This is a genomic window from Paenibacillus eucommiae (genome assembly GCF_017874215.1).
GTDB classification, from domain to species: Bacteria; Bacillota; Bacilli; order Paenibacillales; family NBRC-103111; genus Paenibacillus_AI; species Paenibacillus_AI eucommiae.
This window is the reverse complement of the sequence record NZ_JAGGLB010000030.1, coordinates 98,235-124,998: the sequence shown is the minus strand read 5'-3', so window position 1 is coordinate 124,998 and position 26,764 is coordinate 98,235. Positions and strand designations below refer to the sequence as shown.

The window sequence follows — 26,764 nt, the reverse complement described above, 5'->3', positions numbered from 1 at the left end:
GGGATGTATACGATCATGAAAAAGTTTGCCTTATCCAAGCTTTCTACAACATTAGTTATCGCAACGGTGGCCTTTCTGGTCTTAACGTATGCCGCTGTATCTGCTAATAAGCAAGCGAAAGAAGTGTCTGTAACCGATCCTGCCGCAACCGTAGCTGTAACAACAGCAGAAAGCCAGCCAGAAGCAGCAGCGTCCACAGCAACTGAGGAGGTTAAGGCTGAAGAGCCGGCAGTTGTTACAACTGCAGAAGTTCAAGCGGAAGCTGCCGCAGCTGATCAGAAGGAAGCGGCAACTGAAGTAGCAGTTGAAGCGGCGGTTACTACAGCTGCAGTTGAAGTTCAACCTGAAGCATCTGTAGAGGGTTCCCAATCCAAAACAGCTCCAGCTGCAACTGATGCAAATCAATCGAAGACTGTTGCGGCTGCAGCAACCCAAGAAGCTCAACCGAAGGCAGCAGCACCTACTGCAGATGCAGCTCAAACGAAAACGGCCCCAGTTGTAAAAACAGCAGAAGTGTCGCAACCAAAAGCAACGGCTCCAGCTGCAAAAACGGAAGTAACGGAGCCCAAAGCAGTCCCAACTCCAGCAGCTGAAGAAAAACAAGTGAAAGCAGCCTCAGCACCAGTAAAAGAAGAGGTTCAACCTAAAAAGCCAGTTATCTCTACGACAAAATCAACAGTTAAACCAGTAGCAGTTCCATCCAAACCAGCAGCAACTCCAGCACCATCCAAAGTAGAAGCTTCTTCTTCTTCTTCATCGTCGTCATCACCATCTTCATCAGCACCAGCTCCAGCAGCACCGACACCAGCTCCTGCAGTGGACGAAGATTGCGCAGTTGATGGAGAAGAAGATTGCTAATTAGTTAATTGGAGCTAAACCAAATATTACAAATGATGAGAGGAGAAGGGGAGATAACTATGAAACAATCATTTAATGCAAAAAAAATCCTGGCGCTGCTGTTGGCGGTGCTGCTTGTATTGCCAGTCATTCAAACAGGCAATGCCAATGCAGAAGTACCTTCCAATGGCGCGAATAGCACCCATACGAGCGCAGATTACTTCAAAAGTGTATATGAGAAGCTGGCGAATGTAGAGCACGTTTATCGAACTTTAACCTATCACGAGCTTGACTATCTGCTTGATAGCGATGGCACCTACGTTGTCCTGTTTGGCGGCGCATGGAACAGTGATACACAAGCCGCTATAGGCTATATAAACGAGGTGGCGAAGGAATATGGCATAACAACCATACACAACTTCGATACAAGACTGGATGGCAAAACGATTGCAACTGACATCGCGGAGTCGATCAACAGTCCTTACTCTAGACGGTATGTGGATCTGGTCAATAAATATTTGAAGAATATTAATGATCATGTAGCTGGTACAAATAAAGTGAACTACACCTATACTATTTCCCAAAAAACGCTTGAAGGTACAGCAGCCAAGATTCAAACTCCCTTCCTGTTTGTCTACGATAAAAATCACAAAAACGGGATAGACAGTACGCCTATTATTTCCTCCTTGGAGAGTATCAATGCTCTTTTAACAAATGGTGTTGTGGACAGCTCAAATGAAGCTGCTATTAAAGCTTATAAAGATCAAGTAAGGCAAGTTTTTAATGCCATCTCAGTGCCAGGGACAAATGGGTCACCGGTCGCAAAATATGATGTATTTGAAAATTCTGTATATATTCCAGGATCTTATAATAAATTTGCGGCAACAACGATTTTTGATGAATCCGATGGAGAGATCGTCATAGATCCTGTCACGTTAGATGAGTTGGAGCATGTTTTGGATAGCGAGGGTACTTATGTATTCCTGATCGGTTGCTCCTGGTGCGCCAATACAAGAGCAATTGCCAAATATGTTAATAAAGTTGCAAAAGAATACAATATCGAAAAAGTATATAACTGGGATACCAAGCTGGACGGCGGCATCGGCGGAACTCCGGGCATTCCAAACGGGACAGATAATGCCAACTTCTATCAAATCAGGGCTACCGGCCATCCCAACGCAAATCTTTATGTGGACTGGGTGAACAAATATTTAACGAATATCCAAACTGAATACCAGAAGTCAGGTGCTGGTGCAAACAACGTTAAATACACAGTTGACGGCCAAGATTTCGTTGCCAATAAGCTTCAGGCTCCTTATGTATTTGTCTACAATAAAGATAACAAGGACGCTAATGGCAATAGCGCCCCGATTCTAGGACATGTTGAATTGATGTACTCATGGACGAATATTCAGCCGGATTATGGAACAGGTGAAAATAAAGGTAAAAATTACAACACTTACATCGCCGGGTTGAATAAACTCTTCTCAAGAGTAGAATTAAAGCCATCTGGATTGACTGGCGTATCGCCTACTTCATTTAATGGTAATGATGGGCAAATAACGGGTACAACAGCAGCATTGGAATACAAGCTGGAAGGAGCAAATACAGGTTATACCCCTGTAACAGGCACTTCAATCACTGGATTGGCAGCAGGTACATACGAAGTAAGATACGCTGCTAAAGAGGGCATCAATGGTCCGATTTCAAATCCGGTTAAATATCTTTACGATGCAAGCCAACCGGTAAGTGTAGTTATTCCAGAGTTTTTTGCAGAGCAGAACCCTCCAACAGGGCTGGCTGCTACAGCACCAACTACTGCAGATAACAATAATGGAACAATTACAGGCACATCCACAGAGTTGGAATACAAGCTGTCTGGAGACGAAGCTTATAAAGCTGTGACAAGTACTCCTGAAACAAGTACATCCATTACTGGCTTAGCACCAGGCACTTATCTTGTCAGGGTTGCAGCTAAACTTGGTTATCATGCAAGTCCGGCCGTAGAGGTAGTTATCCCTGCTTATGGTGAAATTGCTCAAGAAGCGCCAACAGGGCTAGAGGGTGTAGCACCAACAACCATTGCTAACATTGATGGACAAATAACAAAAGAAACAACAGAGATAACAAATGTAGCAGACGTAGCAGACGTAACAGAAGTAACAGAAGTAACAGATGTAGCAGCGACAATTCTGGAGTATAAGCACTCTGAAGGAACAAAGTATGAAATTGTGGAAGGTTTCCCGATCACTGGTTTGGTACCAGGCACTTACCTTGTTAGGGCTAAAGCAAGAGAGGGATACAGTGTAAGCCCGGCTGTAGAAGTGGTCGTTCCAGCGTTTGTTAACCAGGAACAAGCAGCGCCAACAGGGTTAGCAGGCGTAGCGCCAACTTCCTATGCTAACAATGATGGACGCATCACGGGCACAACGACAGCGCTTGAATACAAGCTTTCAGGAGCATCCGCTTACACAGCCGTAACAGATACATTGATCACTGGTTTATCATCAGGCACCTATCAAGTAAGAGCTGCCGCCAAGCCAGGATACGATGCAAGTCCGGCAGTGGATGTAGTTGTTCCAGCCTATGTAGCACCATCAAGTCCATCAACATCAACACCAACGTCACCTTCGACATCGACGCCATCAACGGAGACCCCGGCAACAACGCCGAGCGACGAAAACATTAGTGGTGATGCTAAAGCTCCGGTAGTTAAAGTGCCGGCCACAACTGACGAGTCTACAGGGGCGACGATAGCAGCCGTTTCACCTGAAACAATTGCCAGCCTGCTTGAGCGCGCTAAGGCTAATGAAGCAGGTGGGAAACCAGCTGTTGTGGAATTCAAAGTGGAAGCAACGACTCAAACCAAAACGGTTCAATTAACGATACCGCGCAGCTCCTTTAACGAATTGGTCAGTGGAACAAATAACATTAAGGTCAATGCTGTTTTCGGAACGGTTACCTTTGACGCAAAAGCTGTTAAGAGCATCAGTTCAGCGTTAGGAACTGGCGACATCAGTATTATCATTGCCAGATCCAGCTTGACTGAGGAAAGCAAGGAGATTTTAGGAGACAGACCGGTTTATGACTTCTCCGTATTTGCGGGTGAAAACAGCATTTCAACCTTTGGCGGAAGCCAAGTACAGGTTAGCATTCCTTATTCGTTAAAGCTTGGAGAAGAGCAGAACTCGATTATCGTTTACTACGTAACCGATTCCGGAAATTTGGAAACCGTGCGCGGTAAATATAACCCGGCTACAGGAACGGTTAACTTTGCAACAACGCACTTTTCCCAATATATCATTGGGTACAACAAAGTTACCTTTGCCGATGTTTCGGCAGCTTCCTGGTACAATGATGCAGTAAGCTTCCTGGCTGCCAGAAGCATTACCAGTGGCACCGATGACAATAATTACAGCCCGAATGCTGCAGTGACCAGAGGCCAGTTCATCGTTCTGCTGCTGAATGCTTATGGCATTGCGCCAGATGAGAGCGGAGCTGCTAATTTCGCTGATGCGGGAGACACCTATTATACCGATTACCTGGCTGCGGCCAAACGCCTCGGCATTACGACGGGAATCGGCGATAATAAATTCGCTCCGGATAAGCAAATCACGCGGGAGGATCTGTTCACACTGCTGTACCGCTCGCTTGACGTGCTGGGAGAACTCCCCGCAGAGAAAACGAACGCAACCGTAGCGAGCTTTACTGATGCAGGACAAATTGCCGGCTACGCACAAGAAGCATTCAAGGCTCTTGTAGAAGGCGGAATTATAACAGGAAGCAGCTCGAAGCTTGAGCCTAAAGACATTTCTACAAGAGCTCAAGTAGCACAGGTTCTGTATAACCTGCTTTCAAAATAATAAGATAGTTGAAACAAAGCGGGAATGGGTGGCCGATGGGCCGCCCATTTCCCCCATTTTTCTAATGGTTATTTCAGGCATTTTCAAACGTAGAATCGGTGGCTTTGGCAAATCAGTTAGTGTTTAATCAACAGGCATGGTTTTAAGAAGAGACTTCATAACCTTGACAATCGACAAACCTATTAAAATGTTGGGAAATTTAACGGTTTGTTTCATGAATATGTGATGAACTGGCTGAGATTTGTAACTAGGAGGAGAAGCGTTTTGGATTTTATATTGGCATTTTCGGCCGGTTTGCTTTCATTTTTATCGCCATGCGTTTTGCCGCTTATACCTCTTTATTTGAGCTATATCGTTGGATCTTCAGTGGCTGAATTGACTACGAATAAACAAAAATTAAATGTAGTATTTAAATCCATTTTGTTTATCCTGGGTTTCTCGATCGTCTTTATCCTCCTTGGCGTTTCTGTAAGCTCAGTAAGTAAACTGGTATCGGCCAATTTAAGGATAATCCAGCAGATCGGCGGAGTTCTCATTGTTATTTTCGGGCTTCATATGACAGGATTATTTAAGATCAAATGGCTGTATTCAGAAAAAAGGCTCTTGCCGAGCGGTTCTTCCGGAAAAAACCTCGGTTCGATATTGCTGGGCATGGCATTCGCCGTTGGCTGGACTCCTTGCATCGGCCCAATTTTATCTTCTATTCTCATTTATGCAGGCAGCATGCAAACGATCGAGAAAGGTGTCTTGCTGCTGGCCATTTATTCCTTAGGCTTGGCTGTGCCCTTCCTGCTCTCTGCGCTTTTAATAGAAAATCTATCGATTTATTTGAAAAAAATGTCCAGATATCTCCCGATTGTTTCCATCGTCAGTGGAGTTATCATGATTGTGATGGGTATTCTTGTATTCACCAACAAGCTGGAAATATTCAGCCAATACGGCGGGTTGTTCAATTTATAAAAGGAGCCTGAAGCATGAGGAAACATATTTTTTTATGGGGTGCAGTTCTGAGCTTTGTGCTGATTTCCATTTATGTGACTAACAATTACAGCATAAGCAGTGCGGATACTAACCGCTCTTCTTCTGCCCTGCAAAGCGAAGCTGCAAACAGCAAAGAGCCAGCAAACGAAGCCAAGGCAACCAATGCAGCCAATGCAGTCGTAAATGAACCCGAAGTGGAGGAGCTTGAGCCAGCTATTGATTTTACATTAACGGATCTTAACGGAAACAAGGTATCTTTGAAGGATTTGAGAGGCAAAAATGTGTATATCAACTTCTGGACGACCTGGTGCAAATGGTGTAAAAAAGAAATGCCCGATATGGAAAAGATTCACCAGGCATACAAGGATCAGGACTTGATTGTTTTGGCTATAGATGTTGGTGAAGATAAAGATAAGGTCAGCAAATATATCGAAGAGCACAACTATCAATTCAGTGTGTTATTAGACTCGGACAAAAGCGTAACAAGAGCGTACAAGGTTAAGTCCATTCCTGTTTCCATATTTATTGATAGAAATGGGAATATAGCGCACCAAAAAGTGGGTTTCATGACTGAAGAGCAAATGAAAGCTGCTATTGATGAACTTCAGTAAGGAAGTTAATAAAGAACGGCTTGACTGTCTGACAATTATCGTGTAAATTGATTGAAATTGGTTTGTTATCATTTATGAAATTTCCTGCAATTTTACATATCAAAAAATAGCTTAGACCATGGACACGAGGTTCGAGAATGAATCGTTGATACAGAGAAGAGACCCTAGGCTGAGAGGTTTCTGGCTGCGAGTGAATCCTTCCCACCATGAGAGCTGTAGCGGAGAAGTCAAGTAACCGTTACCGGAATCGTCCGTTATCCGTTTTTGAGAATCACCATGTTCATTTGGGTGGTTAAAATAGGGTGGCACCACGACACATTCGTCCCTGACGAGTGTGTTTTTTTGTTGGAATCTTACTGAAAAGTATAATTTTTCTGGGGTGCCTGAAGTGGAGGGAAGGAGTGGGTGTTACACAGTGCAGCTTTGCAGTGATAAAGCGAACGAGTGTGCCATTCATTCTCCAAGGGAATCAGAAAGGAAGCACAAATTTTCCCTATCGCCACTATCCCTTTCCCTCAGGAGAGCAACTTTTGCTGGTATTTTTCCGTTGGAGCGTGGCAGGTTCGGCACTTTGAAGCTGAGGGGGAAGGGATGTTGGAGGAAGAGTAGTAGTAAGAGCGTTAATAGCGTTAATAAGCATCTCGCCTCTCCTGAAAGAAGAGAGAAATGAGCGTGTGCTTCACTTAACGATGTTTTTGATCGTTAAAGGAAGTGTTTTCGGGATCAAAAGCAAGTTAATGATGATTTTCATCACTAAAAGGGGACGGATGGCCTCTTAGGGTGGTTAAAAGGGATTTTAACGATGTTTTTCTAAAGTAAGGATGTGGAGGCGACCTGGTGCTTTTAGCGATGAAAAACATCGTTAAAGCAGCAAATCCTCTTAAACTCTTGATTCTCAGCGCCAATGCCCGCTAGGAAATCTTCTCCAATCCAGAGAGAAAACACTTGCTGGCTGTCCGTTTGAGCATGGTGTTCGTGTGATTGTAGCAGAATGAGGGAATGGCTGTGGGAGGAAGAGCGATAGCGTCCGCCTTTAAAGATTTGTTCCTACCTCCTCATCTATACCATTCAAAGGAACAAATCTTTAACAGCGGCTGGAGCCCACAGCCATTCCCTCCCGTTACGCTGCCAAGTCCAGAATACCCTCCTCAAAGGACGCTACGAGGGTGTCTATCTCATTTTTAATGCTGTAAATAAAATAAGGGGGTTAATGAATTATGCGTCAAAATACTTTGTTGTCAACCACTCTACGTGAAGCACCAGCCGATGCCGAGGTGATCAGTCATCAATGGATGCTGAGAGCGGGTTTTATAAGGCAGCTTGCAGCTGGCATTTATACGTACTTACCTTTAGGATGGCGTGTTCTTCGTAAGGTGGAGCAGATTGTAAGAGAAGAGATGGACCGGGCAGGTGCTCAGGAGATGCTGATGCCTGCGATGCAGCCAACAGAGCTATGGAAAGAGTCCGGACGGTATGCCGTGTATGGACCTGAGCTCATCCGTCTTCATGATCGTCATGAGCGGGAGTTTGCTCTTGGCCCCACGCATGAAGAGGTCATTACCAAGCTGGTTTCGGGAGAAATTAGCTCTTATCGGAGATTGCCGGTTACGCTGTATCAAATCCAAACGAAATTTCGGGATGAGCGGCGTCCGCGGTTTGGTCTGCTGCGAGGAAGGGAATTCCTAATGAAAGACGCCTATTCTTTTGATGCGGACTGGGCGGGACTGGATCAAACATATTGGAAGATGTATGATGCCTATCAACGGATTTTTAACCGTTGTGCATTGAAATACCGGCCTGTGGAGGCCGATGCGGGTGCAATCGGCGGTGAGGGCGGCACACATGAATTCATGGCACTGGCTGATATCGGTGAAGATACAATTGCTGTCTGCCCACACTGTGAATACGCGGCCAATATTGAAAAAGCGGTAGCAGGAGCAGTAGCAGGAACAGGAACAGGCATAGGCATAGGCACAGGCACTGTACCTCAAACTCCAGGCTCCTTAACTGTGGAGCAAGAAGATCTAGCACAAGAACAGGAGAAGATTCATACTCCAGGCATCCGTACGATAGATCAGCTTGTTCAGGCTTTAGGCGTTGAAGCGAATGAAATAATCAAAACGCTGATTTATACAGCGGATGGCCAAGCTATTGCCGTATTGGTTAGAGGGGATCATGAAGTCAATGAGATTAAAGTAAAGAATGTCCTTAGCGTTGAAAATTTGGAGATCGCCAATGCGGAAGTGGTGGCCAAAGCGACTGGAGCACCTGTTGGCTTCGTTGGTCCTGTCGGACTGACGATACCCGTTTTCATGGATCGGGGAGTGGCTGATATGAGCCGCGGGATTGCTGGCGCCAACGAACAGGATTATCATATTCGTAATGTTCAGCCGAAACGGGACTTATCGCTTGAGCATATCGGTGATTTTCGTAATGTGGTTGAAGGGGATATATGTCCACGCTGCGAGGAAGGTTCTTTACAATTTTACAGGGGAATTGAAGTGGGGCATGTATTTAAGCTTGGGACGAAATATAGCGAGAAGCTGGGTGCCCGCTTTTTGGATGCATCCGGCAGCGAGCAGGTGATGATCATGGGTTGTTATGGGATCGGCGTCTCCAGGATATTATCGGCCATAGTGGAGCAAAATCAGGATGAGCAGGGCATAATTTGGCCAATGGCACTCGCACCTTTTCAAGTCCATGTAATCCCCGTATCGCTTAAAGATGAGATTCAAATGAAGACAGCGGAGGAGCTTTATCAACGATTGGTTGATTGCGGTATTGAAGTGCTTTTGGATGATCGCGATGAACGTCCCGGCGTGAAATTCAAGGATTCCGACCTGATTGGCATTCCGATCCGAATCGTGGTAGGAAAGCATGCAGCCGAAGGAAATGTTGAATTCAAGGAACGTGCCCGTGCGGAGCAAAAAATAATGAAGCTTGAGGATGCTTTTTCATGTGTTGTAGAGCTTGTTAAAGCAAGCCGTGTTCAGAAATCATTATGATCTGATGAATTAGGTCTCGGTGATAAACAGTAATATGCAGCAGCAATGCGTAGTATTGGAAATAAACACTTAGGTTAATCACCGGGGCTGGGCTCATCTATTCTTGGTCCAAAGCTAATCGACAGCCTTCCTAGGGGGCCTTGTTGCCAGGCCCAGCCTGCGTCACTCAATAAACGTACGATTGAGTCTGGCCAACAATTCTCCGAATTTCTGACATTCCTCATCGGACCAGTCCTTGAACAATTGCGAATGCCTGGCTAGCCGGGCTTTTTTGGCTTCCATTAGTTTCTGCGTGCCTAATTCTGTGATTTGAAAGGAGCTGGCCCTTCCATCTGTTGGTTCTTGCAGCCGTTTCACGTATCCCTTTAACTCCAAGTCGGTTGTTTGCCGGCTTACTGTGGAAATGTCTAGCCGGAATTCTTCCGCTAATGACTTCACACCTACAGGCCCATTGTTGGAAAGCTGGTGTAGGAGGGTATAGGTTGACCGGTCAAGGCCTCCAAGTTTTTTGTCCAAAGAGGCGCGGCGAATAAGAAGCACTAATTCATAATCGATGACTTCCAAATTGTTTTCTTCCATGGTTTTAATGGCCCCTTTTGCTTATTTTCTGCACATAAAAATGAACATAGGAAATGAGTGGACCTTTTCCCGTATTGACTTTTGGGGAGATAGTTGTATGATACAATTAAACAAGTTGATTGTATCATACAACTATAAACAAATAAACCCATTTATAAAGGTGGAGGAAAAAGTGAATATCCGTGCAGCACGAAGTTCATCCAATTCATCCTTTTGGCTCATTATTATGGCTATTTTTTTTGGGAATTTTATGTCTATTTTGAGTTCCACAACGATTAATGTGGCTTTTCCGATATTTATGACAGACTTTCATGCGGAGATAAGCACTGTGCAGTGGCTGATAACGGGCTTTTTGCTGGCTACAGGTGTGGTGGCTCCGACCGTTGGCTATTTTGGTGACAAGTGGAGCTATAAACGGTTATATGTATTTGCTTTATCTGGCTTTACTCTGTTTTCTGGCTTATGTGTTATTGCCTGGAATATTGAATCCTTGATTGTTTTTCGGATCCTGCAGGGAGTCTTCAGCGGTTTAATTATTCCGACTACGATGACGATGATCTATCAATTTATTGAAAAAGATAAACAGGCTTTCGCCCTAAGCTTATGGAGTCTTTCTTCGATGCTAGCCCCAGCCTTTGGGCCAACCCTGGGGGGCTGGCTCACTGAATACTTCGGCTGGAGATCGTTGTTTATTCTTAATCTGCCTATCGGTCTCATTGCTATCGCGGTTGCGCTTAAATGCATTCCTTTTCAAAGGATAAGCCAGTCGAAAATATTTGATTTACGAGGTTTTATAACGGTGCTTGTAAGCAGCTCTTCATTGATACTCGCTTTTAGTCAAGGTAATAGCTGGGGGTGGACCTCTGGGAAAACTCTCATGTTTCTGGCTGCCGGTATGCTGGCCTTGGTATATTTTATCCGGAGAGAGCTTTCGGTCAAGGAGCCGCTGCTTAATTTGAGAGTGTTTCAGAAAAAACGATATACGTACAGCCTGATTGTCAACTGTATCATTACGGCTTCTTTGTATTCGGGTACTTTTTTAATTCCAATTTATTTGCAGGATATTCAGCACTCCACAGCTTTAGATACAGCGTTGGTTTTACTGCCGGGCTCTTTGGTGATGGCCTTATTATCTCCAGTTGTCGGCAAATTGTATACGAGAGTGGGACCTTTTTGGTTGATTTTAAGCGGTATAATGCTGTTAGTCATCTCGACTTGGGAGCTGAGTCATATCACCTTGGTTGCTACTCATCTTTATGTTGCTGCCTGGATGACGTTCCGTTACGTGGGGATTGCCCTAGCTTTTATGCCGGTTACAAATGCGGGAATGTCTGCTATTCCAAAAGAAAATTCAGGCCATGCGTCCTCAGTGATGAACTGGGTGCGTCAAGCAACAGGAGCGTTATCTATCGGTATTTTCAGCTCTGTGCTGGCGGCAAGATCTTTGACCCATCAGAAAGAGCTTAGTGAAGGTAGCGCGGCGGTGACTCAGCTGGTGAAATCACAAGGCATGATATTGGGGGTTCAGGATGTTTTTATGATTGCAACGATCATATGTGTGCTTGCTGTGCCTTTGACCTTTTTATTGAGAGAATCCCGTAAAGAAGTACGCAAAGAGGTCATTTCCTAGCTGAATTCCCGTCAGTTTCGTCAAATCCGCTGTGCCTGCTCCTGCGATCCTTCCTGAATGATGGTCAGCATGTTTGCTTTATCTGGATGCTCCATAGTAAACACGACCTCTACAGGAAGGGAACGCAGAAAAAATATGGTTTCAGCCGAAGGATGAAGCTCCAGTCTAACCTGACCTGTCAACTGCATAAAAAGCCGCTCTTCCTCTATAGTTATATTGGCGAAGATATCAGAATTGCTTTCAAAACGGTAAGTGCCCACATACCTCTCATAAATAACAGGATCTAAAGCCAAGGCTTCCTTCAGCGGCGGCCGCTCCGGGACAACATAGGGCTGTTCGAACAAAATATGCTTTATGGCCTCAATAGTCGCTTGCTCGAACTCGACCTCCTGTTCCTTGTTCCTCAGAAATATGATCGTTTGATCATGATCAATATAACGAAACAGCGTACTCGCATACCCTGGCCATCCCCCGCTATGACTCACTTCCCTGCCAGCTTCTTCTGTGTTGTACAGTATCCAGCCAAAGCCGTAATCAAAGGTTTCATCGTTGTTCATTCTTGCAGGTGTAAATGCTTGCTCCAGTGAAGCCTTGCTAAGAAATTCATGTGTATACAAAGCCCTGTCAAATTTGAATAAATCGTCCAAGGTGGAGTTTACGGTGCCATCTCCCTGAATGCCGTCGAGAAATGTAACATATTTTGTCTCCTCCACCAGGTCGGGGAGCTCGAGCTTTCCAGCATGCACATCATAGACGTATCCATAAGCATAGTCCGGAATCTGCTCGCTGCGGTACCTTCTGTTATATACTCTGGTGTCTTTCATGCCGAGCGGTTGGAAGATGTTTTCTTGCATATATTGGGGAAAGGTTTGTCCTGTGATTCGCTCTATAAGTAGAGCTAGCAGCACATAGCCAGTATTGCTGTAAAGCCAGCTATCATTGGGCTGGAAGTGAACAGGTGGATGATACTTGATGAGCATCTGCAATACATCCTGATTCGTTGCAATCTGCGACCGATCCCAGTGCTCGAAGAAGAGTGCCATATAGTCGGGCAGGCCGGAGGTATGGCAGAGCAAATGACGGACGGTTATGCCAGGATAAGGCAGCTCGGGCAGCCAACGCTCAATAAGATCATCGTATTGCAGCTTGCCTTGCTCCTCTAGAAGAATAACCCCTATAGCGGTAAACGGTTTGGATAAAGAAGCGAGCTCGAATACGGAGTTAGTCGTTAATTTTCGCCCAGATGACAGGTCAGCACAGCCGAACGCTGCTTTATAAATCACTTCTCCCTTGTCTGCCACTAATACGGCACCGTAGATGTGTTCTTTTTCAGCTAAAGTATGGAAGAATTGTTGGAATTGCTGCTGCTTTGTTGTCATTAGAACCCACTCCTAAGCATTTTTTGTGTTGCGAACAGTTTGCATATTCAAGTGCTAGTTTTGATAGTGAAAAAGTGCAGTGGTGATCGTTAATGTTCAAAATAAAATGATTCAATCGCATTAACATATTAATTTATTATAAAGTTAAGTTTACTTAACTAAAATATATCATAAGTTATATAACATAAGCAAGCAAAAGGGGGAAGGTGATAAATCACCAAATTCATATAGGCACATATCCTGTAGGATAAGAAAAAGGTCTGTAAATTCGGGAGGTTTCCTTGCATGAACTCTGTGTATCATTCGCATTTTCAAGGTTTAAATGGTTACCAATATCCTTATTTCGCTTACCGCGCTTATTACCCAGTGCCGCTATCCATGCCTGTACCTTATTCCTATTTAGCCTATCCGGTTTATTCACCACAGCCTCCTCGAGTGTATCCGGCTCCATGGTCTCCCTACTTCGGGTACCAGTCCTATGTGCATCAGCCGGTTGGAACAATAACCGAGGGAGGCGAACAGCCGCCGGGGCAATATGGCACGCTATATGGGGCACAGCATAGCACGCAGCAGGGATACATGGAGGATACGCGATTTTGGCCGAATTTCAAGGTCAAGAACCCGCTGCCGGATTTGAAGAAAAAGGCAGAGGATGAGGCGAAGAAGCTGGCCGAAAAGGCGAAGAAGGAAGCCGCGAAAGCAGCGGAGAAAGCGAAGCAAGAAGCGGCTAAGGCAGCAGCGAAGGCCGCAGAGAAGGCGAAGCAAGAAGCGGCAAAGGCGGCCGCGAAAGCAGCCGAGAAAGCGAAGCAGGAGGCAGCGCAGGCAGCAGCGAAGCTAGCGGAGAAGGCGAAGCAGGAGGCAGCGCAGGCAGCGGCGAAGCTAGCGGAGAAGGCGAAGCAGCAGGCAGCGCTGGAAGCGGCGAAGCTTGCGGAGAAGGCGAAGCAGGAGGCAGCGCAGGCAGCAGCGAAGCTTGCGGAGAAGGCGAAGCAGCAGGCAGCGCTGGAAGCGGCGAAGCTAGCGGAGAAGGCGAAGCAGCAGGCAGCGCTGGAAGCGGCGAAGCTAGCAGAGAAGGCGAAGCAGGAGGCGCAGAAGCAGATCAAGGTTTGGCAGAAAAAAGTGGCAGACGAAATCGACTTTCCTAAATTTAGTTTGCCGACCAAGCTGGATGTTGGTGATTATTCGCTGCCTCTGCAGATCGGTTCTCCATGCCCGGAGACAGCCGATTCGATAGCTTCCGAATACCCTATGACTACAGTAGGAGGTGTTCCTGAATTCAAGGCAGAGCTATGTTCCACAGGTGTATGCATCTTTATGAAGAAGTCTAAATTTAGTGTAATAGCACGTTTGTGCCATCCCCGAAGCATTGAGGATTATGCCAAACGGCAGCTGGAAAATTGTCAGAATAAAGCCAGTCAAGCAGCCGGAATTGCTTTCGCTCAGTCCTTGGCAGCAAGCAGTGCGTCATTGGGAGCAGCGATACCTGCTGCAATCTCAGTCGCCTTAAGCACTTATAAAACCAGCTTCACGAACTGCATCATGCAGGTATCGGAGCTGAAGGAACTTGAGAAGTATATCAAGCTGAGTATTTATGCGAAGCGTTTATCTACAGAGCCGTGGAAAAAAATCTAAGAGCCTAAGAAATCCAAAAAGTCTAACCAAGTGATAAGGAAAAAGTTTACATCTGAGTCCAAACGATGATACAGTAAGGGGAGTTATATCGGAAGGGGAATTTATACTTTATGCCAACGTCCTTGTAATGTAGATCTGAAGCCGCACAAAATTTCTGTTTTTGTATAACGGGATAAGTGTGTCTTTTCGACCCATTACAAGTACTTGGCGGTTCAGATACCTGCGGAGTGCCTATTTGGGGCAGTCCGCTTTTTTTTGTGCTTTGTTGTCCTTTTAATATTTTAATATTTTAATTTTTTATACATTTATATTTTAAAATGAGACGGAGTGTTTACAGCTAATGCAGGATAATATTGATTTTGAAAAGGATGCTTTAATATTGAATAGTATAAGGATCATTAGCGAGGCAGACATCGAGCCTTACTTGGACATTATCGCTGAGATTGAGCATGTTCATTTAAATAGGGGAAATCCTAATCACGAGCAATGGCTTCGGAGACGAATAAGCTCTTTTTATGCCAGAGGGGCGAAGTTCTTTGCCTGTCATGATCCAATTCATGGGCATATACTTGGGATTGTTACGATTTTACATGAAGAAGCCCCGGAAGGAATTGAAGCGTTAGGAGCTCGAGCCGAAGTGCTTCAAATTGGCGTGAATAAAAACCACAGGAGACAAGGGATTGGTTCCATCTTGCTCAAGCACGCAGAGGATTATGCCAGAAATCGAGGTGTATACTGCTTGTTTATGATGACTTATGCAGAGGATTATGATGTTATCGCGTTTTACGGAAAAAATGGATTCATACCCGTAGCAACACTTCCGGATGTATATGGTCCAAGGCTGGAAGGAAATGTTTTTCTGCGGAAAATTCTGAAGGTTTAAAGGGGATGCAAAGCGTTTGTGGTGAGAGCTTCTTATGTGAAGCTCTCATTTTCTATCTGTGCACTATCCCGTAGGCTCGGGCGATGCCCAGACAGCCGTTCCACACTTGAGCCGAGATATGATTGCACGCAAAGTGGGCTGGAGTTTCACGAAGAAGGCAACGATTCATCCCGCCGCCTGTAGAGGCAATAACTCCCTGCAATTTATTCCCTCGGATCCTCTCCACTTGGATAAGGAGGCTTAAGAGCTATCGGTTTATAATTGAACGCTTGCTCAACAATTTCTTCCGGTGTCAGTTCCTCCTCCGGCCAAAAGATAAGGCTGCTTACTTCTGGATGAGGGACGTTCCGCTGAAGCATTTCAATCCATTCATCCGCCTCCTCTTCGCTCCCCTCCCCATTGCAAAGCCTTGTCACCAAATCGAGAATTTGTGTTCTTGTTAAACGCTCCATGTCAAGCTCCTTTCTGCAAGCCTTGTACTTGACCACTAACGTTTCCATAAAGGCTAGCAAATAATTGGCTGTTCGCGTATCTCCGCATTCGGCTGTTACTTCGCCGTCAGTAATGGAGAATCCTGCAATCAACGCTTATGTCCCATGCCTAATATACGCATACTCTTTTACCGAATAATTTCTTTATCTTTTTCTATGCTTAAAGATGCATTATTTTTGAACAATACCAGAAAGTATTAAAATAGATTATGATAGTCATAATAGTGTAATAGACCCTGGAAGAGGGGAAGGTCTGCATGCAGTGACCATAGACATGACTTCAGATGGAGGGATGGGCTCTATGATTCATTCCGTGTTTGGCGATTGGAAACCATTCGAAAGGGAATGTCGGAGATGAAAGCAAGTGAAGATTTTTTTAGCAGGAAGGAAGCAGCTTTAGGTGTTAGCTTAAATCAAGTTCAGAAGCAAGCTGTTCTTCAAACCGAGGGCGCACTGCTTCTATTGGCATCTCCTGGCTCTGGCAAGACGACGACGCTTATTATGCGAATAGGCTATTTGATCGAAGAAAAAGGAGCATCGCCGCAGCGCATCAAGGCCGTGACTTTCAGCCGGGCCTCAGCGGCGGATATGCGTGAGCGTTTCAAACGCTTTTTTCCTGAGCTTCCGCCGGTTGATTTTTCTACCATTCACAGCCTCTCTTTCGAGATTGTGAGGGAGCATTTCCGCAAGACGGGTACTGCCTTCCAACTGATTGAAGGGTCTGTCGATTTGGGAGCGGAAGGTGATTTTAATGCTGAGCATCCTCCTTTACATAAGAAGTTTATTTTGCGAAGATTGTTTCAGACGATCGTTGGCGAATCTATCACGGATGATCAAATGGAGGAGCTTACCACCTATATCAGCTACATCAAAAACAAAATGCTGCCTCCAAACCAATGGTCACTTGTTGATTGTGATGTGCCGGAGGCTGAGCAGGTTTTGCGGGCGTATGAGGCTTTTAAACGGTCGGGCTCGAATAAGCTGTTGATAGATTACGATGATATGCTGACCATAGGCAATGAGGTTTTGGGTGAGGATCGGGAGCTTCTGCGCAAGTATCAGCAGCGGTATGATTATGTGTTAACGGATGAGAGCCAGGACACCTCGATGGTCCAGCATGCCATTGTCGAGAAGCTGGTAAGTGAGCATGGGAATTTATGCGTCGTCGCAGATGATGACCAATCGATTTACAGCTGGCGCGGCGCAGAACCGGCCTATTTGCTGGACTTCAGGAAAGTGTATCCGGATGCAGTCACGCTTTTTATGGAGCAGAACTACCGGTCCTCCCAGGACATAGTGAATGCGAGCAATCAATTTATCAAAAAGAACAAAAATCGCTATGACAAAAACATGTTCACCAGCAACCCTCCACAGAAGCCAATCCAAATCAAGAATCTTGTGTGCTATCCGAATCAAGCTGCATATTTAGTGGAAGAGATCCAGGCGGTTGAGAACCTGAGTGACATAGCGGTGCTGTACCGGAATAATTCGTCCTCGATAAGTATTATGAATGCATTTGAACGGGCGGGTATTCCTTTTTATATGAAGGATTCCGACAATCGTTTTTTCTCTCATTGGGTGATTGCTGATATTTTGAACTTTATGCGGATGTCCTTTACGGACAAGCGGGTGGATCTTCTGGAGCAAATTCATACCAAGCTGAGCGGATATATTACGAAACAACAGATGGCAGCCTTGAAGGAAATACAAAATAATGAATCGGTGTTTGACAATTTGCTTCAATACGTTGAACTGCAGGACTATCAGGTTAAGCAGCTGCAGGCTTGCAAAGAGATCTTTCAGAAAATGAAGAACATTCCGCCGCTCGATGCTATACGGGTGATTCGCCACAAATTAGGCTATGAGAAAGCAATCGCCAAAATGAGCGAGAGATTTGGATTCAGAAAGGATTACCTGATAGGCATTCTGAATACGCTGGAGGAAATCGCGAATACGCTTGAAACGATGGAATCTTTTGCGAAGCGCTTAAAGTATTTAGAGTCCGTTATGAAAAGCTCGAAGTCGAATAAGACTGGCAATGCGGTAACCTTTTCAACGCTTCATAGTGCCAAAGGGCTGGAGTTTCAGCGAGTCTTTATGATTGATCTCATTGAAGGCATTATTCCGGCTAACACTGATTTGGAAAAAAGTGCTGATGGTGACCGGTCCTATTTGGAGGAGGCAGTCCGCTTATTTTATGTGGGAATGACACGGGCCAAAACAGAGCTGGAGCTGCTGACTTATATAGAACGGGATGGCGAAGAGGTAAAAGAGTCCCGGTTTCTCTCTATGGTTCGCAGGATTGTGTCACCTCCCAAGCAAGCTTCGAAAGAAGAAAGGCCAAAGCATCGCAAAGCTGATAAAATGAAGATTGTAATCACCTATAACCCCAATGCGATCCGCAACAAGGCGGAATTAAAATCTGGAGCGATGGTGAGGCATCGCGCCTTTGGTAAGGGTGAGGTTGTTCAAATCGAAGAGGAGCGCATCCAAATTCGTTTTCAGGCTGGAGTCAAGACGCTGTTGCTTGATACTTGTATGGAGCTGGGTGTGCTGGAGCTTGCTGAATAATCTTGCTAATAAACTTTTGGAGGGATGACCCTAGTTATGGCCTTAATTCAATGTAACTTTTACTCTGATGTTTTGATGATGAGCACGTCTATGAGCGTTATTTTACCGCAGCAAACACTTACCCAGATTGGAATGAGCAGCCAGCGCAAAGAGCAGAAGCTGCATCCAACCTTGTTTTTACTACACGGATTTTCGGATGATGAAACGACCTGGGTACGCCGGACATCGATCGAACGCTATGCAGCAAATCTTGGCCTTGCGATTGTGATGCCCAACGTTCATCATAGTTTCTACAGTGACATGGTTTATGGAAATAGATACTGGACGTTTCTAAGTGAGGAGCTTCCGGCAATTGCCCGTTCCTTTTTTCCGCTGTCGGATGACCGTGAAGATAACTTCGTAGCAGGCTTGTCGATGGGGGGATATGGGGCGTTTAAGTGGGCGCTTCGTCATCCAGAGCGCTTTGCTGCGGCTGCCAGTTTGTCTGGGGCTTTGGATATGGTTTCTTTTATTAAGGGGCAAGCAAATGAGGGTGCATTTAAACGTGTTTTCGAACTGATTTATGGAGATGCAGACATTACAGGTACAGAGGATGATTTGCTGTGGCTTCTGAAGCGCGGCGATTATTCGAAGGAGCTTGCACCTAAATTTTATCAATGCTGTGGAACTGACGATTTCCTGTATCAGGATAATCTGTCTTTTCGTGATGCTAGTAAACAAACAGGGCTAGATTTGCTTTATGACGAGGGGCCAGGCAACCACTCATGGGATTACTGGGATGCCAAAATCCAAGATGTTCTGAAATGGCTGCCTATACGCTAACAAGCTTATTCATCCAGTGAGGATCCCGGCGGAGCCCTTCTTAATGAAGCGTACAGCAAAGGAGGGGCCGATGAAAAAGGGAATTGCATTACTTTTACTTGCTGCTTTATGTTTATTTAATTTTATAAAAAATAACACCTCAGACCAAGACCCCTATCTGGTCACCGATTACAGCCGGCTGCATCCCGTCAAAGTAGAGCGGGTAGTGAAGGGCAAGGAAGAACAGCAGCTTATTGCTTTGCTCAAAGAGGCTAAGCAGAGGAAGTGGACGGTCTCGATTGCAGGCCAGCGGCACAGCCAAGGCGGACATACGTATTACAAAGACGGCATCGTCATTGACATGACCAGCTACAATCAAATCCTGGCGTTTGATCCAGCAGGGAAAAAAATACGCGTTCAGGCAGGCGCCACCTGGAAGGACATCCAGGACAAAATCAATCCATACGGATTATCGGTGAAGACGATGCAATCACAAAATTTGTTTACGGTTGGCGGCTCCATCAGTATAAATGCACACGGCAGGGATATTCGCAGCAGCTCGCTGATCGATAGTGTGGAATCATTTCGGCTGCTGATTGCAGATGGTCAGATTATCGAGGTCAGCCGCACGGAACATGCGGACTTATTCCCGCTGGCTCTTGGCGGATACGGGTTGTTCGGGATAATTCTGGATGTGACCTTAACCTTGACGGTAGATGAGATGTACCGGATTGTGACGGAGGCTGTGGCTATCGGGGCATACAGCGACTACTTCAGGAATCAAATCCTGCCCAACCAGAATATTCGCATGCATATTGCCCGCATCTCGGTTGCTCCAAGCAGCTTCCTAACGGAAATGTACGCGATGAATTATATTCACGATGAGTCGCTTGCGCTGGAGAAGCATAATAAGCTCAGTGTCCGTGAGGACGGGGTAATTCCCAGCAAGCTTCTTTTTAATGTGAACCGATCCTTTGATTGGGGAAAAGATGCTTTCTGGAAGCTTCAAAAATTTTATTTTTCCAAGCTGCAAAACTCAGCCATCAGCCGCAATAATGCGATGCGCTCCGAGTCTGAATTTATGGAATACCGGACGGCGGGGAGCGGGGATTTGCTGCAGGAATATTTTATTCCCGTGGAGGAGTTCTCAGGTTTTGTCCAAAGTATGAAAAACGTCCTGCAGGAAGCGGATTTGAACCTTCTGAACATCACGGTCCGTTATGTGAATCAGGATGAAGAAGCACTGCTGTCGTATGCGCGAGAAAATATGTTTGCCCTCGTTTGTTTATTTCATATGCCGCTATCCGATCAAGCGCAGGCCGGGAGTAAGGCGACGATTCAGAGGATCATTGATGAGGTCATCCGGCATCGTGGAACGTATTATTTGCCTTATGCCTCCTATCCAAGCTTGCAGCAGTTCCAGACTGTGTATCCGCGGTCAGCGGAATTTTTCGCCAAGAAGGATCAATACGATCCAGAACATCTGTTTATGAACTATTTTTATGAACAATACAATGGCAAAGGGGAATGAGCGGTCGGATGAATATCAAATGGCTTATTCGCTCCCAGAGCATATTTACGCTGGCTGCCGGCATGATTTATCCTTATTATTTATTGTTTTTGAAAAATCTGGGTAACAGCTACTCCAAGTACGGATTGGCGTTTGCTGTTTTTACGATCAGCTCCGCCGCTGTATCCCAGTGGCTCGCTCCGCGGCTGGACCGGCATGCCCTGCAGTTCCTCGTTATTAGCTCTCTCGGCATGATGGCAGCGATGCTCGCCTTTCCGTGGGTGCTTTCTTATGCCTGGGTGCTTATGCTGCAGCTGCTTATGGGAGCCTGTAATGCGATGCAGAAAATGAGCGAACGCTTGCTGCTTGCTGACAGCACAGAGCGCGGTGCCCGCGGCGCAGTTATGGGCTCTTATCATTTCTGGCTATCTGTCGCCTCTGGATTTGCGGTTATTTTGGGAGGATACTTGATTGATTGGCTGACTATTAATGCTTTGTTTTATACGAGCGCACTGCTTTATGGGGTTAGTGCATGGGCAGTTTGGCGCATCCGGAAGAGGGGGCTTTGACACATTGTAGGCTTTAGCTAGGACGCCATCATCAAAAAGACTTGAGAGAGGGGTTCTTATGATATCATCTAAAATAAAATTACTTGCAATTATAAATGTTATATTACTCATAATCATCCTGAATGTTGGCTGTAATAATGGCAATAAGGAGAACGCAGTTAATGAATTCTCAATCTATTTGGTTAAGGACTTATCTGTTGCTGAAACCATGAGTACAAAGCTTGATGATCTTCCGTTAGAAGATATACCTTTACTTACCGACAAGGAAATTAGGACATACAATTGGAAAGAACATGAATTCACAATGATGGAAGGTATCAGTTTAGAGGAAAAGTTAGAAGGGAAAGTACCAGCAAGTGGTAAACCTTTTGTTGTAGTTGCGGGTAATGAAAGAATCTATACAGGGAGTTTTTGGTCCTACCTATCTTCTCAATTTAATCCTCTTGATATTCCAAGAATCTCTTCTGTGTGGCATAAAGAAAGTGATAACGATACGTACAAAATACATTATGGAAAAAATAAGGACCCTAGAGACGATACTAAAATATTTGAGGCATTACAAGGATTAGGAAAAGTCATTAATTTTTAATAAAAAAGATGATAGGCAGCATGATAATTTTAAAGGGTATATTCCTGCTGGCGGAAAAATTGATTTTCCAGAAAGTATTGTTGAGGGAACAATAAGAGAGGTGAAAGAAGAAACAGGACTTGAAGTAACCAATCTTGTTTACAAGGGACTATATGAATATGCAAATACTGTTAAAAATGACAGATATATGATTTTCAATTACATTACGCAAGATTTTAAGGGAGATGTGCTTGAAAGTTCTCCAGAAGGAAGACCAGTTTGGGTAAACATAGAAGATGCATATAAGCTGCCGATGCAAGAATCAATTCGCAGAAGATTTCCTTTTTTTTTGAAGATGGAACGTTTGAAATCCATGTCACATGGGACGAAGAAAACAACCGAGAAGGTGAGATAAAAATCCGGAAAACCTAGGTTCAGTTATTACGCTAACGGACACAAGAGCTTGAACTAACGCAGTTTGCCGCGGGATCGCTGGGGAACGCGAAAATCTGAATCACGTTCCTCGCTTAAATCCGCAGGTTGTTGAGCCACTGTATCAAGGAAACTAAGAACCCACTGCGCAGTTCTTCCGCAATGGAGATCGCATCTTCGGGATAATCGGTAATGATTCCGTCGACGTCCATACTGAAAAATCGTTGCATGCTATCCGTACTATTCACCGTCCATACATAGAGCGGTTTGTCCTGCTGTTTAGCCGAAGCGACTACCGATTCATTGACCATATATTCTTCCATGACGACAAAATCGGCGCGGATCCGTTGTAGATCAGGAACACCAGCGAAGATGATATAACCGATTTGAAGCTCCGGCTCCGCGGCTTTGATCTTTTGCACGATTTCATAATCCAGAGATTGTACGATGCAATCCGTCTGGAAATCATTTTCACGTATGGTCCGGATGAAGGTATTCACCAAATCACGTTCTTTTCCATGCGTTTTTACTTCGATATTCAGCTTGATTTTCCCTCTGGTCGCGTTCATTACTTCCGCAAGGCTGCTGATTCGGCCTGTAAAATTCCCCTGCTTCACTTCCAGCGTCCTTAACTCATCCATCGTCAGATCATAAACTTCCGCATTGCGGCCAGTCAGCCTCTTCAGGTTAGTGTCGTGAATGACGGCGAGCTCTCCGTCTTTTGTTTCCAAGATGTCGATTTCCGCAAAATCCGCATGGGCCTCTATGGCGCCTTGAATCGCTTCGAGCGTATTCTCGGGCCCTTTTGAAGTGTATCCCCGGTGGGCAATAATCGTCGCTTTCTTATCGCCAAGGTTGACGTCGCCGATGGCCGGAACAAGTACGAGTGCTGTCGCAAAGACGGTAATTAGTCCGAGTGCGATCAGCTTTCTTTTATGCTTATGCAGCAATCCCTGGCTCTGAGAGGAGCGGTTTTCACTGGCTCTCCATTCAGGCATTTGCAGCACAACATGGCCCGGGTCAGCTTTAGCTGCGTATATCCTGGTGAGGGTAGTGATATAAAGCGGCGTTACGAACAAGGTAGCAAGGTACAGGGAAAGCACAGCACTTTTCGAAACGACGGATCGTACAACTTCGGCAAATCCAGTTTGTTGAGGTAAAGCTAAATAAACGAGGGCCACAGCACCTAAGATCAAGGCCATCATCAAGACCACGACGATCATAAACAAAAGAAACACGCACAGCATCACTACAAACATTCGGATATAGCTTTTTTTCAGGAGGGCAGCGCTTTTTTTGGCGGCTTTACGGAAGCTGGTCGTTCCCTCGATGAGGATCATATGCAGCAGGAAGGTCCACCGAATGTTGAAATAGGCCATGATGGCGATCACGCCAGCAAAGAGCAGCGTGCCCCCGCCTGTTTTGAACAGCTCACCCGAGATAAAATTAGGAATTTGCAAGGAAGGCAGCAGGGAGGAACCAGGGCCCAAACCCAGCAGGGGGAGGAAGAGCAGCAAGTAGAGCGCCCATCCCAAAAACCCGTATTTGAAAAGTGATGGGAGATAGGAGATCGCTTGCAGAAACGCCGGGATAATCCCGATTCTCTGTTTGTTTTGCCCGTAATAGGCGATGAAAACAAGAACCGAAAATTCCAAAAAAATTAGCATCGAGGCGACCGGGATCAGAATAAGCATGCATAAAAAGCCATATCTGCTGACAACGAAATGCAACAGCTCGTAATTCGTGGCGCCAGCAAACCCGCCCAAGCGAAGAAGCCTGTGGAAGATGAAAGAGATCGCCGGAATAAATATGAACAGCGTAAGCGTCTTGTACAGCACCTCAAAGATGAAAACTTGCCGGTAAGTAAAAGCAAGCGTTCTAAAAATATCGGCAATCATCTTATGGATAGGAGTTTTCAAAGATTTACTCATATTGTGCACCTGCTTGTAAAAGGATCATTGATAACCTGCCGAGCGATTGGCGCGGCCAGGAAGAAATATCCTTCATTTTAACACACGGGTCATGGACAAAGCCATGCAGAAGCATCGGCCCCTTTCCAATCATCTACAGTCTTCAATTTCCGCCATGCAGATTTGTTTAAGGTTCATTTAAGGTCCATGCACTAATTTAGTAGCAGAGGGACAAGACAAAACGAATCTTAACAAATATAAGCTATAGGAGGCACTTGAAAAATGAAACTAAAAAATCTGTTCAAAAAGTTTGCAGTGGCGACATTAAGTATTGCGTTGGCAGTTTCGATTGTTGGCAATATGGGAAGTTATTCGGCGGCATTTGCGGCTGCGGAGGGAATAACCCAGGACTATGAATCCACGTTCGCTGGGGACAAAATCATAGATGTGAAGGTTACCATTGCAGATGAGGATTGGAAAAGTATACTTGCAAGCCCTCTCGACAAGGAGTACAAAAATGTGTCGGTCGAGGTCGATGGAGAAAAGATGGACAATGTAGGCTTCTCAACAAAAGGCAATTTAACATTAAAGTCTGTTGCCAGCATGAGTGATTCTGACAGATACAGCTTCAGGTTTAAATTTGATAAATACGATAAATCGCAAACATGGCTTGGGCTGGATAAACTAGTTTTGAACAACAGCTATTCGGACCCGTCCTTTTTACGTGAATATCTTCATTATGAGGCATTGAGAGAGTTAGGCCTTGACGCTCCATTAACCGTATTTACAAACCTGTATATCAACGGCGAGTTGTATGGCTTCTACGTTGGCGTTGAATCTGTTGATGATAGTTACCTAGAAAGAAACTTTGGCGAAAATTACGACGATGGTGTCCTGTACGACACGGAGGAAAAAAGCTATCTTCAATATAAAGAAGGCAGCGAATATGAAACATTAACCTATGAGACGGGCACAGAGGATAACAAAGCATCCCTGAAAAATTTTATAAGCGTACTAAATGCAATGAAAGATGGTGAAAAAGGCGACATCGAAAAGGTATTGGACGTTGATTCTGCTTTGAAATACGTCGCCGCGAATACTGTTTTGGGCAATTATGATAGCTACAACGGGGACAAGGGTCATAATTATCTGTTGTATGGTGATGCCGCTGGTAAATTCACGGTTGTACCTTGGGATTTCAACATGTCGTTTAACGGATATTCCGGAGGAGGCCGGGGCGCTTTTACAACGACACCTGCATCAACTGATTCGGGTGCGACGGGTGCGTCAGGTGCGTCAGGTGCACCAAGTGCATCAAGTGCGTCAAGTGCGTCAAGTGCATCAAGTGCATCAACTACGGCATCTACGGCACCTACGGCGGCAAATACGAATGCCACTACTGCTTCCATAGATGTTCCTGTTCTCGGCATAAGTATGGAAAGCGTTCCGATGATCAATAATCTCTTGAAAGTACCTGAATATAAAGCGAAGTATCTTGAATATGTATCTGAACTTACCGTATATCTCAAAGGAATCGATGATAGAATAACGGAGCTTGCTGATCTCATCAGACCTTCCGTACAGGCAGACCCGACGAAATTTTATACGATGGAGCAGTTTGAAGCCAATATAGCTTATTCAACTGCAGGAGACATAAACGGCGGAGGTATGCAAGGAGGAGGCAGTATGCCGGGTATGGCTCCTCCTGAAGGAATGGAAGGGATAGAAGGAGCGGCAGAAGGACCTGGAGGAGCGGGTATGCCTGCTGGTAATGGTGCTGCGCCTCTGGTCAGACCGGATGGCACAGTGCCAACACGTCCTGAAGGATCGACTGAGACTGATGGCATGTTTCCGCCGGCAGGCGGCTTTGGTCCAAATGGAGGCGGCCAATGGCCTGGTCAGGGTCAAGGACCAGGACAAGGTATGGGACAAGGTATGGGGATGATGGCAGCGGGTTCTATAAAGACCTTTGCATTAAACAGACTTGCCAATCTGCAGCAGCAGCTTGGGTGGGAAGTTACTCCATTGCCTGAGAGCACAGTTGTACCTTCTGTACCTAATGAACCTGCTGTTCCGGCAGAGGGGATATCGATTGTTTTGGACGGGAAAAAAGTTGATTTTGCAGATCAACTACCCGTCAACAAAGCAGGAAGTGTTCTAGTGCCAGTGAAAGCTTTGTTTGAAGCCCTCGGGGCAGTTGTCACATGGAACGACAAAGCAAGATCGGTTACGGCTGTCATAGCTGATAAGACTATAGTACTTTCAATTGGAAGTCATACTGCTTATGTGAATGGGGACGCAGTCCAGATGAGTGCTCCTGCAGAAATAATGGGAGAGCGGACACTTGGTCCGGTAAGATTTATAACAGAAACCTTGAGCAAAAAAGTTGAATGGAATGCTGCCACTTCTACGGTGACAATTTCCAGTAAGTAATTTATGGGTAACAAAATGCAGGGGATGGGCGAGAGCCTTTCTTCTGTATTTGGTTGTGTTTAAAGGAAGTCTCAATTTTCAT

The 26,764-nt window shown here is 45.3% G+C and carries 19 protein-coding genes; 15 read left to right on the top strand and 4 right to left on the bottom strand.

The features are described from left to right. Positions 1-15 precede the first annotated feature (15 nt). The 5 genes from J2Z66_RS32335 to J2Z66_RS32315 all read left to right on the top strand — a co-directional run bounded on the left by J2Z66_RS32335 (position 16) and on the right by J2Z66_RS32315 (position 9,297). Positions 16-858, top strand: a complete 843-nt coding sequence (locus J2Z66_RS32335) for a hypothetical protein (protein ID WP_209976896.1) — start codon at positions 16-18, stop codon at positions 856-858. A 59-nt stretch (positions 859-917) separates the two neighbouring features. Next, complete coding sequence (locus J2Z66_RS32330) at positions 918-4,700, top strand: S-layer homology domain-containing protein (RefSeq protein ID WP_209976895.1); 3,783 nt, start codon at positions 918-920, stop codon at positions 4,698-4,700. A 264-nt stretch (positions 4,701-4,964) separates the two neighbouring features. After that, positions 4,965-5,660, top strand: coding sequence for a cytochrome c biogenesis CcdA family protein (locus J2Z66_RS32325; protein WP_209976894.1), 696 nt, complete (start codon positions 4,965-4,967; stop codon positions 5,658-5,660). A gap of 14 nt (positions 5,661-5,674) precedes the next feature. Beyond that, a complete protein-coding gene (locus tag J2Z66_RS32320) occupies positions 5,675-6,292 on the top strand; it encodes a TlpA family protein disulfide reductase (protein ID WP_209976893.1) in 618 nt (205 codons plus the stop codon). Positions 6,293-7,509: 1,217 nt separating this feature from the next. Next, positions 7,510-9,297: a proline--tRNA ligase gene (locus tag J2Z66_RS32315; RefSeq protein WP_209976892.1), complete on the top strand. Its 1,788-nt coding sequence runs from the start codon at positions 7,510-7,512 to the stop codon at positions 9,295-9,297. Between the two features lie 162 nt (positions 9,298-9,459). On the opposite strand, the gene J2Z66_RS32310 is transcribed toward J2Z66_RS32315, so the two are convergent. Then, positions 9,460-9,876, bottom strand: coding sequence for a MarR family winged helix-turn-helix transcriptional regulator (locus J2Z66_RS32310; protein ID WP_209976891.1), 417 nt, complete (start codon positions 9,874-9,876; stop codon positions 9,460-9,462). Between the two features lie 97 nt (positions 9,877-9,973). On the opposite strand from J2Z66_RS32310, the gene J2Z66_RS32305 reads away from it, so the two are divergent. Next, entirely contained in the window at positions 9,974-11,506 is a 1,533-nt protein-coding gene (locus tag J2Z66_RS32305) for an MDR family MFS transporter (RefSeq protein WP_209976890.1), read from the top strand. 20 nt (positions 11,507-11,526) lie between these two features. On the opposite strand, the gene J2Z66_RS32300 is transcribed toward J2Z66_RS32305, so the two are convergent. Continuing rightward, complete coding sequence (locus J2Z66_RS32300; protein WP_209976889.1) at positions 11,527-12,885, bottom strand: serine hydrolase; 1,359 nt, start codon at positions 12,883-12,885, stop codon at positions 11,527-11,529. A 285-nt stretch (positions 12,886-13,170) separates the two neighbouring features. On the opposite strand from J2Z66_RS32300, the gene J2Z66_RS32295 reads away from it, so the two are divergent. Both J2Z66_RS32295 and J2Z66_RS32290 read left to right on the top strand, forming a co-directional pair. Beyond that, complete coding sequence (locus J2Z66_RS32295; RefSeq protein ID WP_209976888.1) at positions 13,171-14,514, top strand: hypothetical protein; 1,344 nt, start codon at positions 13,171-13,173, stop codon at positions 14,512-14,514. A gap of 379 nt (positions 14,515-14,893) precedes the next feature. Next, on the top strand, positions 14,894-15,397 hold the full coding sequence (locus tag J2Z66_RS32290; RefSeq protein WP_209976887.1) for a GNAT family N-acetyltransferase: 504 nt from the start codon (positions 14,894-14,896) through the stop codon (positions 15,395-15,397). Positions 15,398-15,600: 203 nt separating this feature from the next. On the opposite strand, the gene J2Z66_RS32285 is transcribed toward J2Z66_RS32290, so the two are convergent. Continuing rightward, the gene (locus J2Z66_RS32285) at positions 15,601-15,981 is read right to left on the bottom strand and encodes a bacteriocin immunity protein (RefSeq protein ID WP_245376000.1); all 381 of its coding nucleotides are present in this window, start codon (positions 15,979-15,981) and stop codon (positions 15,601-15,603) included. Positions 15,982-16,242: 261 nt separating this feature from the next. On the opposite strand from J2Z66_RS32285, the gene J2Z66_RS32280 reads away from it, so the two are divergent. The 6 genes from J2Z66_RS32280 (at position 16,243) to J2Z66_RS32255 (ending at position 22,322) form a co-directional block, all read left to right on the top strand. Beyond that, complete coding sequence (locus J2Z66_RS32280; protein WP_209976886.1) at positions 16,243-18,459, top strand: ATP-dependent helicase; 2,217 nt, start codon at positions 16,243-16,245, stop codon at positions 18,457-18,459. A 36-nt stretch (positions 18,460-18,495) separates the two neighbouring features. Continuing rightward, positions 18,496-19,281, top strand: a complete 786-nt coding sequence (locus J2Z66_RS32275) for an alpha/beta hydrolase (RefSeq protein WP_209976885.1) — start codon at positions 18,496-18,498, stop codon at positions 19,279-19,281. A gap of 70 nt (positions 19,282-19,351) precedes the next feature. Beyond that, positions 19,352-20,791: an FAD-binding oxidoreductase gene (locus J2Z66_RS32270; RefSeq protein ID WP_209976884.1), complete on the top strand. Its 1,440-nt coding sequence runs from the start codon at positions 19,352-19,354 to the stop codon at positions 20,789-20,791. An 8-nt stretch (positions 20,792-20,799) separates the two neighbouring features. After that, entirely contained in the window at positions 20,800-21,339 is a 540-nt protein-coding gene (locus J2Z66_RS32265; RefSeq protein WP_209976883.1) for an MFS transporter, read from the top strand. Positions 21,340-21,397: 58 nt separating this feature from the next. Next, a complete protein-coding gene (locus J2Z66_RS32260; RefSeq protein ID WP_209976882.1) occupies positions 21,398-21,928 on the top strand; it encodes a hypothetical protein in 531 nt (176 codons plus the stop codon). Beyond that, positions 21,921-22,322 carry an NUDIX domain-containing protein gene (locus J2Z66_RS32255; protein ID WP_312894878.1) on the top strand — a complete coding sequence of 134 codons (402 nt, stop codon included), beginning with the start codon at positions 21,921-21,923 and terminating at the stop codon, positions 22,320-22,322. Before J2Z66_RS32260 ends, J2Z66_RS32255 begins: the two co-directional genes overlap by 8 nt. A 112-nt stretch (positions 22,323-22,434) precedes the next feature. Here J2Z66_RS32255 and J2Z66_RS32250 read toward each other — a convergent pair whose 3' ends face one another. Continuing rightward, positions 22,435-24,270 (bottom strand): glycerophosphodiester phosphodiesterase, encoded by a 1,836-nt coding sequence (locus J2Z66_RS32250; protein WP_209976881.1) that lies wholly within the window; start codon positions 24,268-24,270, stop codon positions 22,435-22,437. 261 nt (positions 24,271-24,531) lie between these two features. On the opposite strand from J2Z66_RS32250, the gene J2Z66_RS32245 reads away from it, so the two are divergent. Next, on the top strand, positions 24,532-26,682 hold the full coding sequence (locus J2Z66_RS32245) for a CotH kinase family protein (RefSeq protein ID WP_209976880.1): 2,151 nt from the start codon (positions 24,532-24,534) through the stop codon (positions 26,680-26,682). Positions 26,683-26,764 lie beyond the last annotated feature (82 nt).

Coding starts and splice junctions, on each gene's coding strand:
- J2Z66_RS32335 (WP_209976896.1), top strand. CDS start 16: ATGAAAAAGTTTGCCTTATCCAAGCTTTCTACAACATTAGTTATCGCA.
- J2Z66_RS32330 (WP_209976895.1), top strand. CDS start 918: ATGAAACAATCATTTAATGCAAAAAAAATCCTGGCGCTGCTGTTGGCG.
- J2Z66_RS32320 (WP_209976893.1), top strand. CDS start 5,675: ATGAGGAAACATATTTTTTTATGGGGTGCAGTTCTGAGCTTTGTGCTG.
- J2Z66_RS32315 (WP_209976892.1), top strand. CDS start 7,510: ATGCGTCAAAATACTTTGTTGTCAACCACTCTACGTGAAGCACCAGCC.
- J2Z66_RS32310 (WP_209976891.1), bottom strand. CDS start 9,876: ATGGAAGAAAACAATTTGGAAGTCATCGATTATGAATTAGTGCTTCTT.
- J2Z66_RS32305 (WP_209976890.1), top strand. CDS start 9,974: ATGATACAATTAAACAAGTTGATTGTATCATACAACTATAAACAAATA.
- J2Z66_RS32300 (WP_209976889.1), bottom strand. CDS start 12,885: ATGACAACAAAGCAGCAGCAATTCCAACAATTCTTCCATACTTTAGCT.
- J2Z66_RS32295 (WP_209976888.1), top strand. CDS start 13,171: ATGAACTCTGTGTATCATTCGCATTTTCAAGGTTTAAATGGTTACCAA.
- J2Z66_RS32280 (WP_209976886.1), top strand. CDS start 16,243: ATGAAAGCAAGTGAAGATTTTTTTAGCAGGAAGGAAGCAGCTTTAGGT.
- J2Z66_RS32275 (WP_209976885.1), top strand. CDS start 18,496: ATGGCCTTAATTCAATGTAACTTTTACTCTGATGTTTTGATGATGAGC.
- J2Z66_RS32270 (WP_209976884.1), top strand. CDS start 19,352: ATGAAAAAGGGAATTGCATTACTTTTACTTGCTGCTTTATGTTTATTT.
- J2Z66_RS32265 (WP_209976883.1), top strand. CDS start 20,800: ATGAATATCAAATGGCTTATTCGCTCCCAGAGCATATTTACGCTGGCT.
- J2Z66_RS32260 (WP_209976882.1), top strand. CDS start 21,398: ATGATATCATCTAAAATAAAATTACTTGCAATTATAAATGTTATATTA.
- J2Z66_RS32250 (WP_209976881.1), bottom strand. CDS start 24,270: ATGAGTAAATCTTTGAAAACTCCTATCCATAAGATGATTGCCGATATT.
- J2Z66_RS32245 (WP_209976880.1), top strand. CDS start 24,532: ATGAAACTAAAAAATCTGTTCAAAAAGTTTGCAGTGGCGACATTAAGT.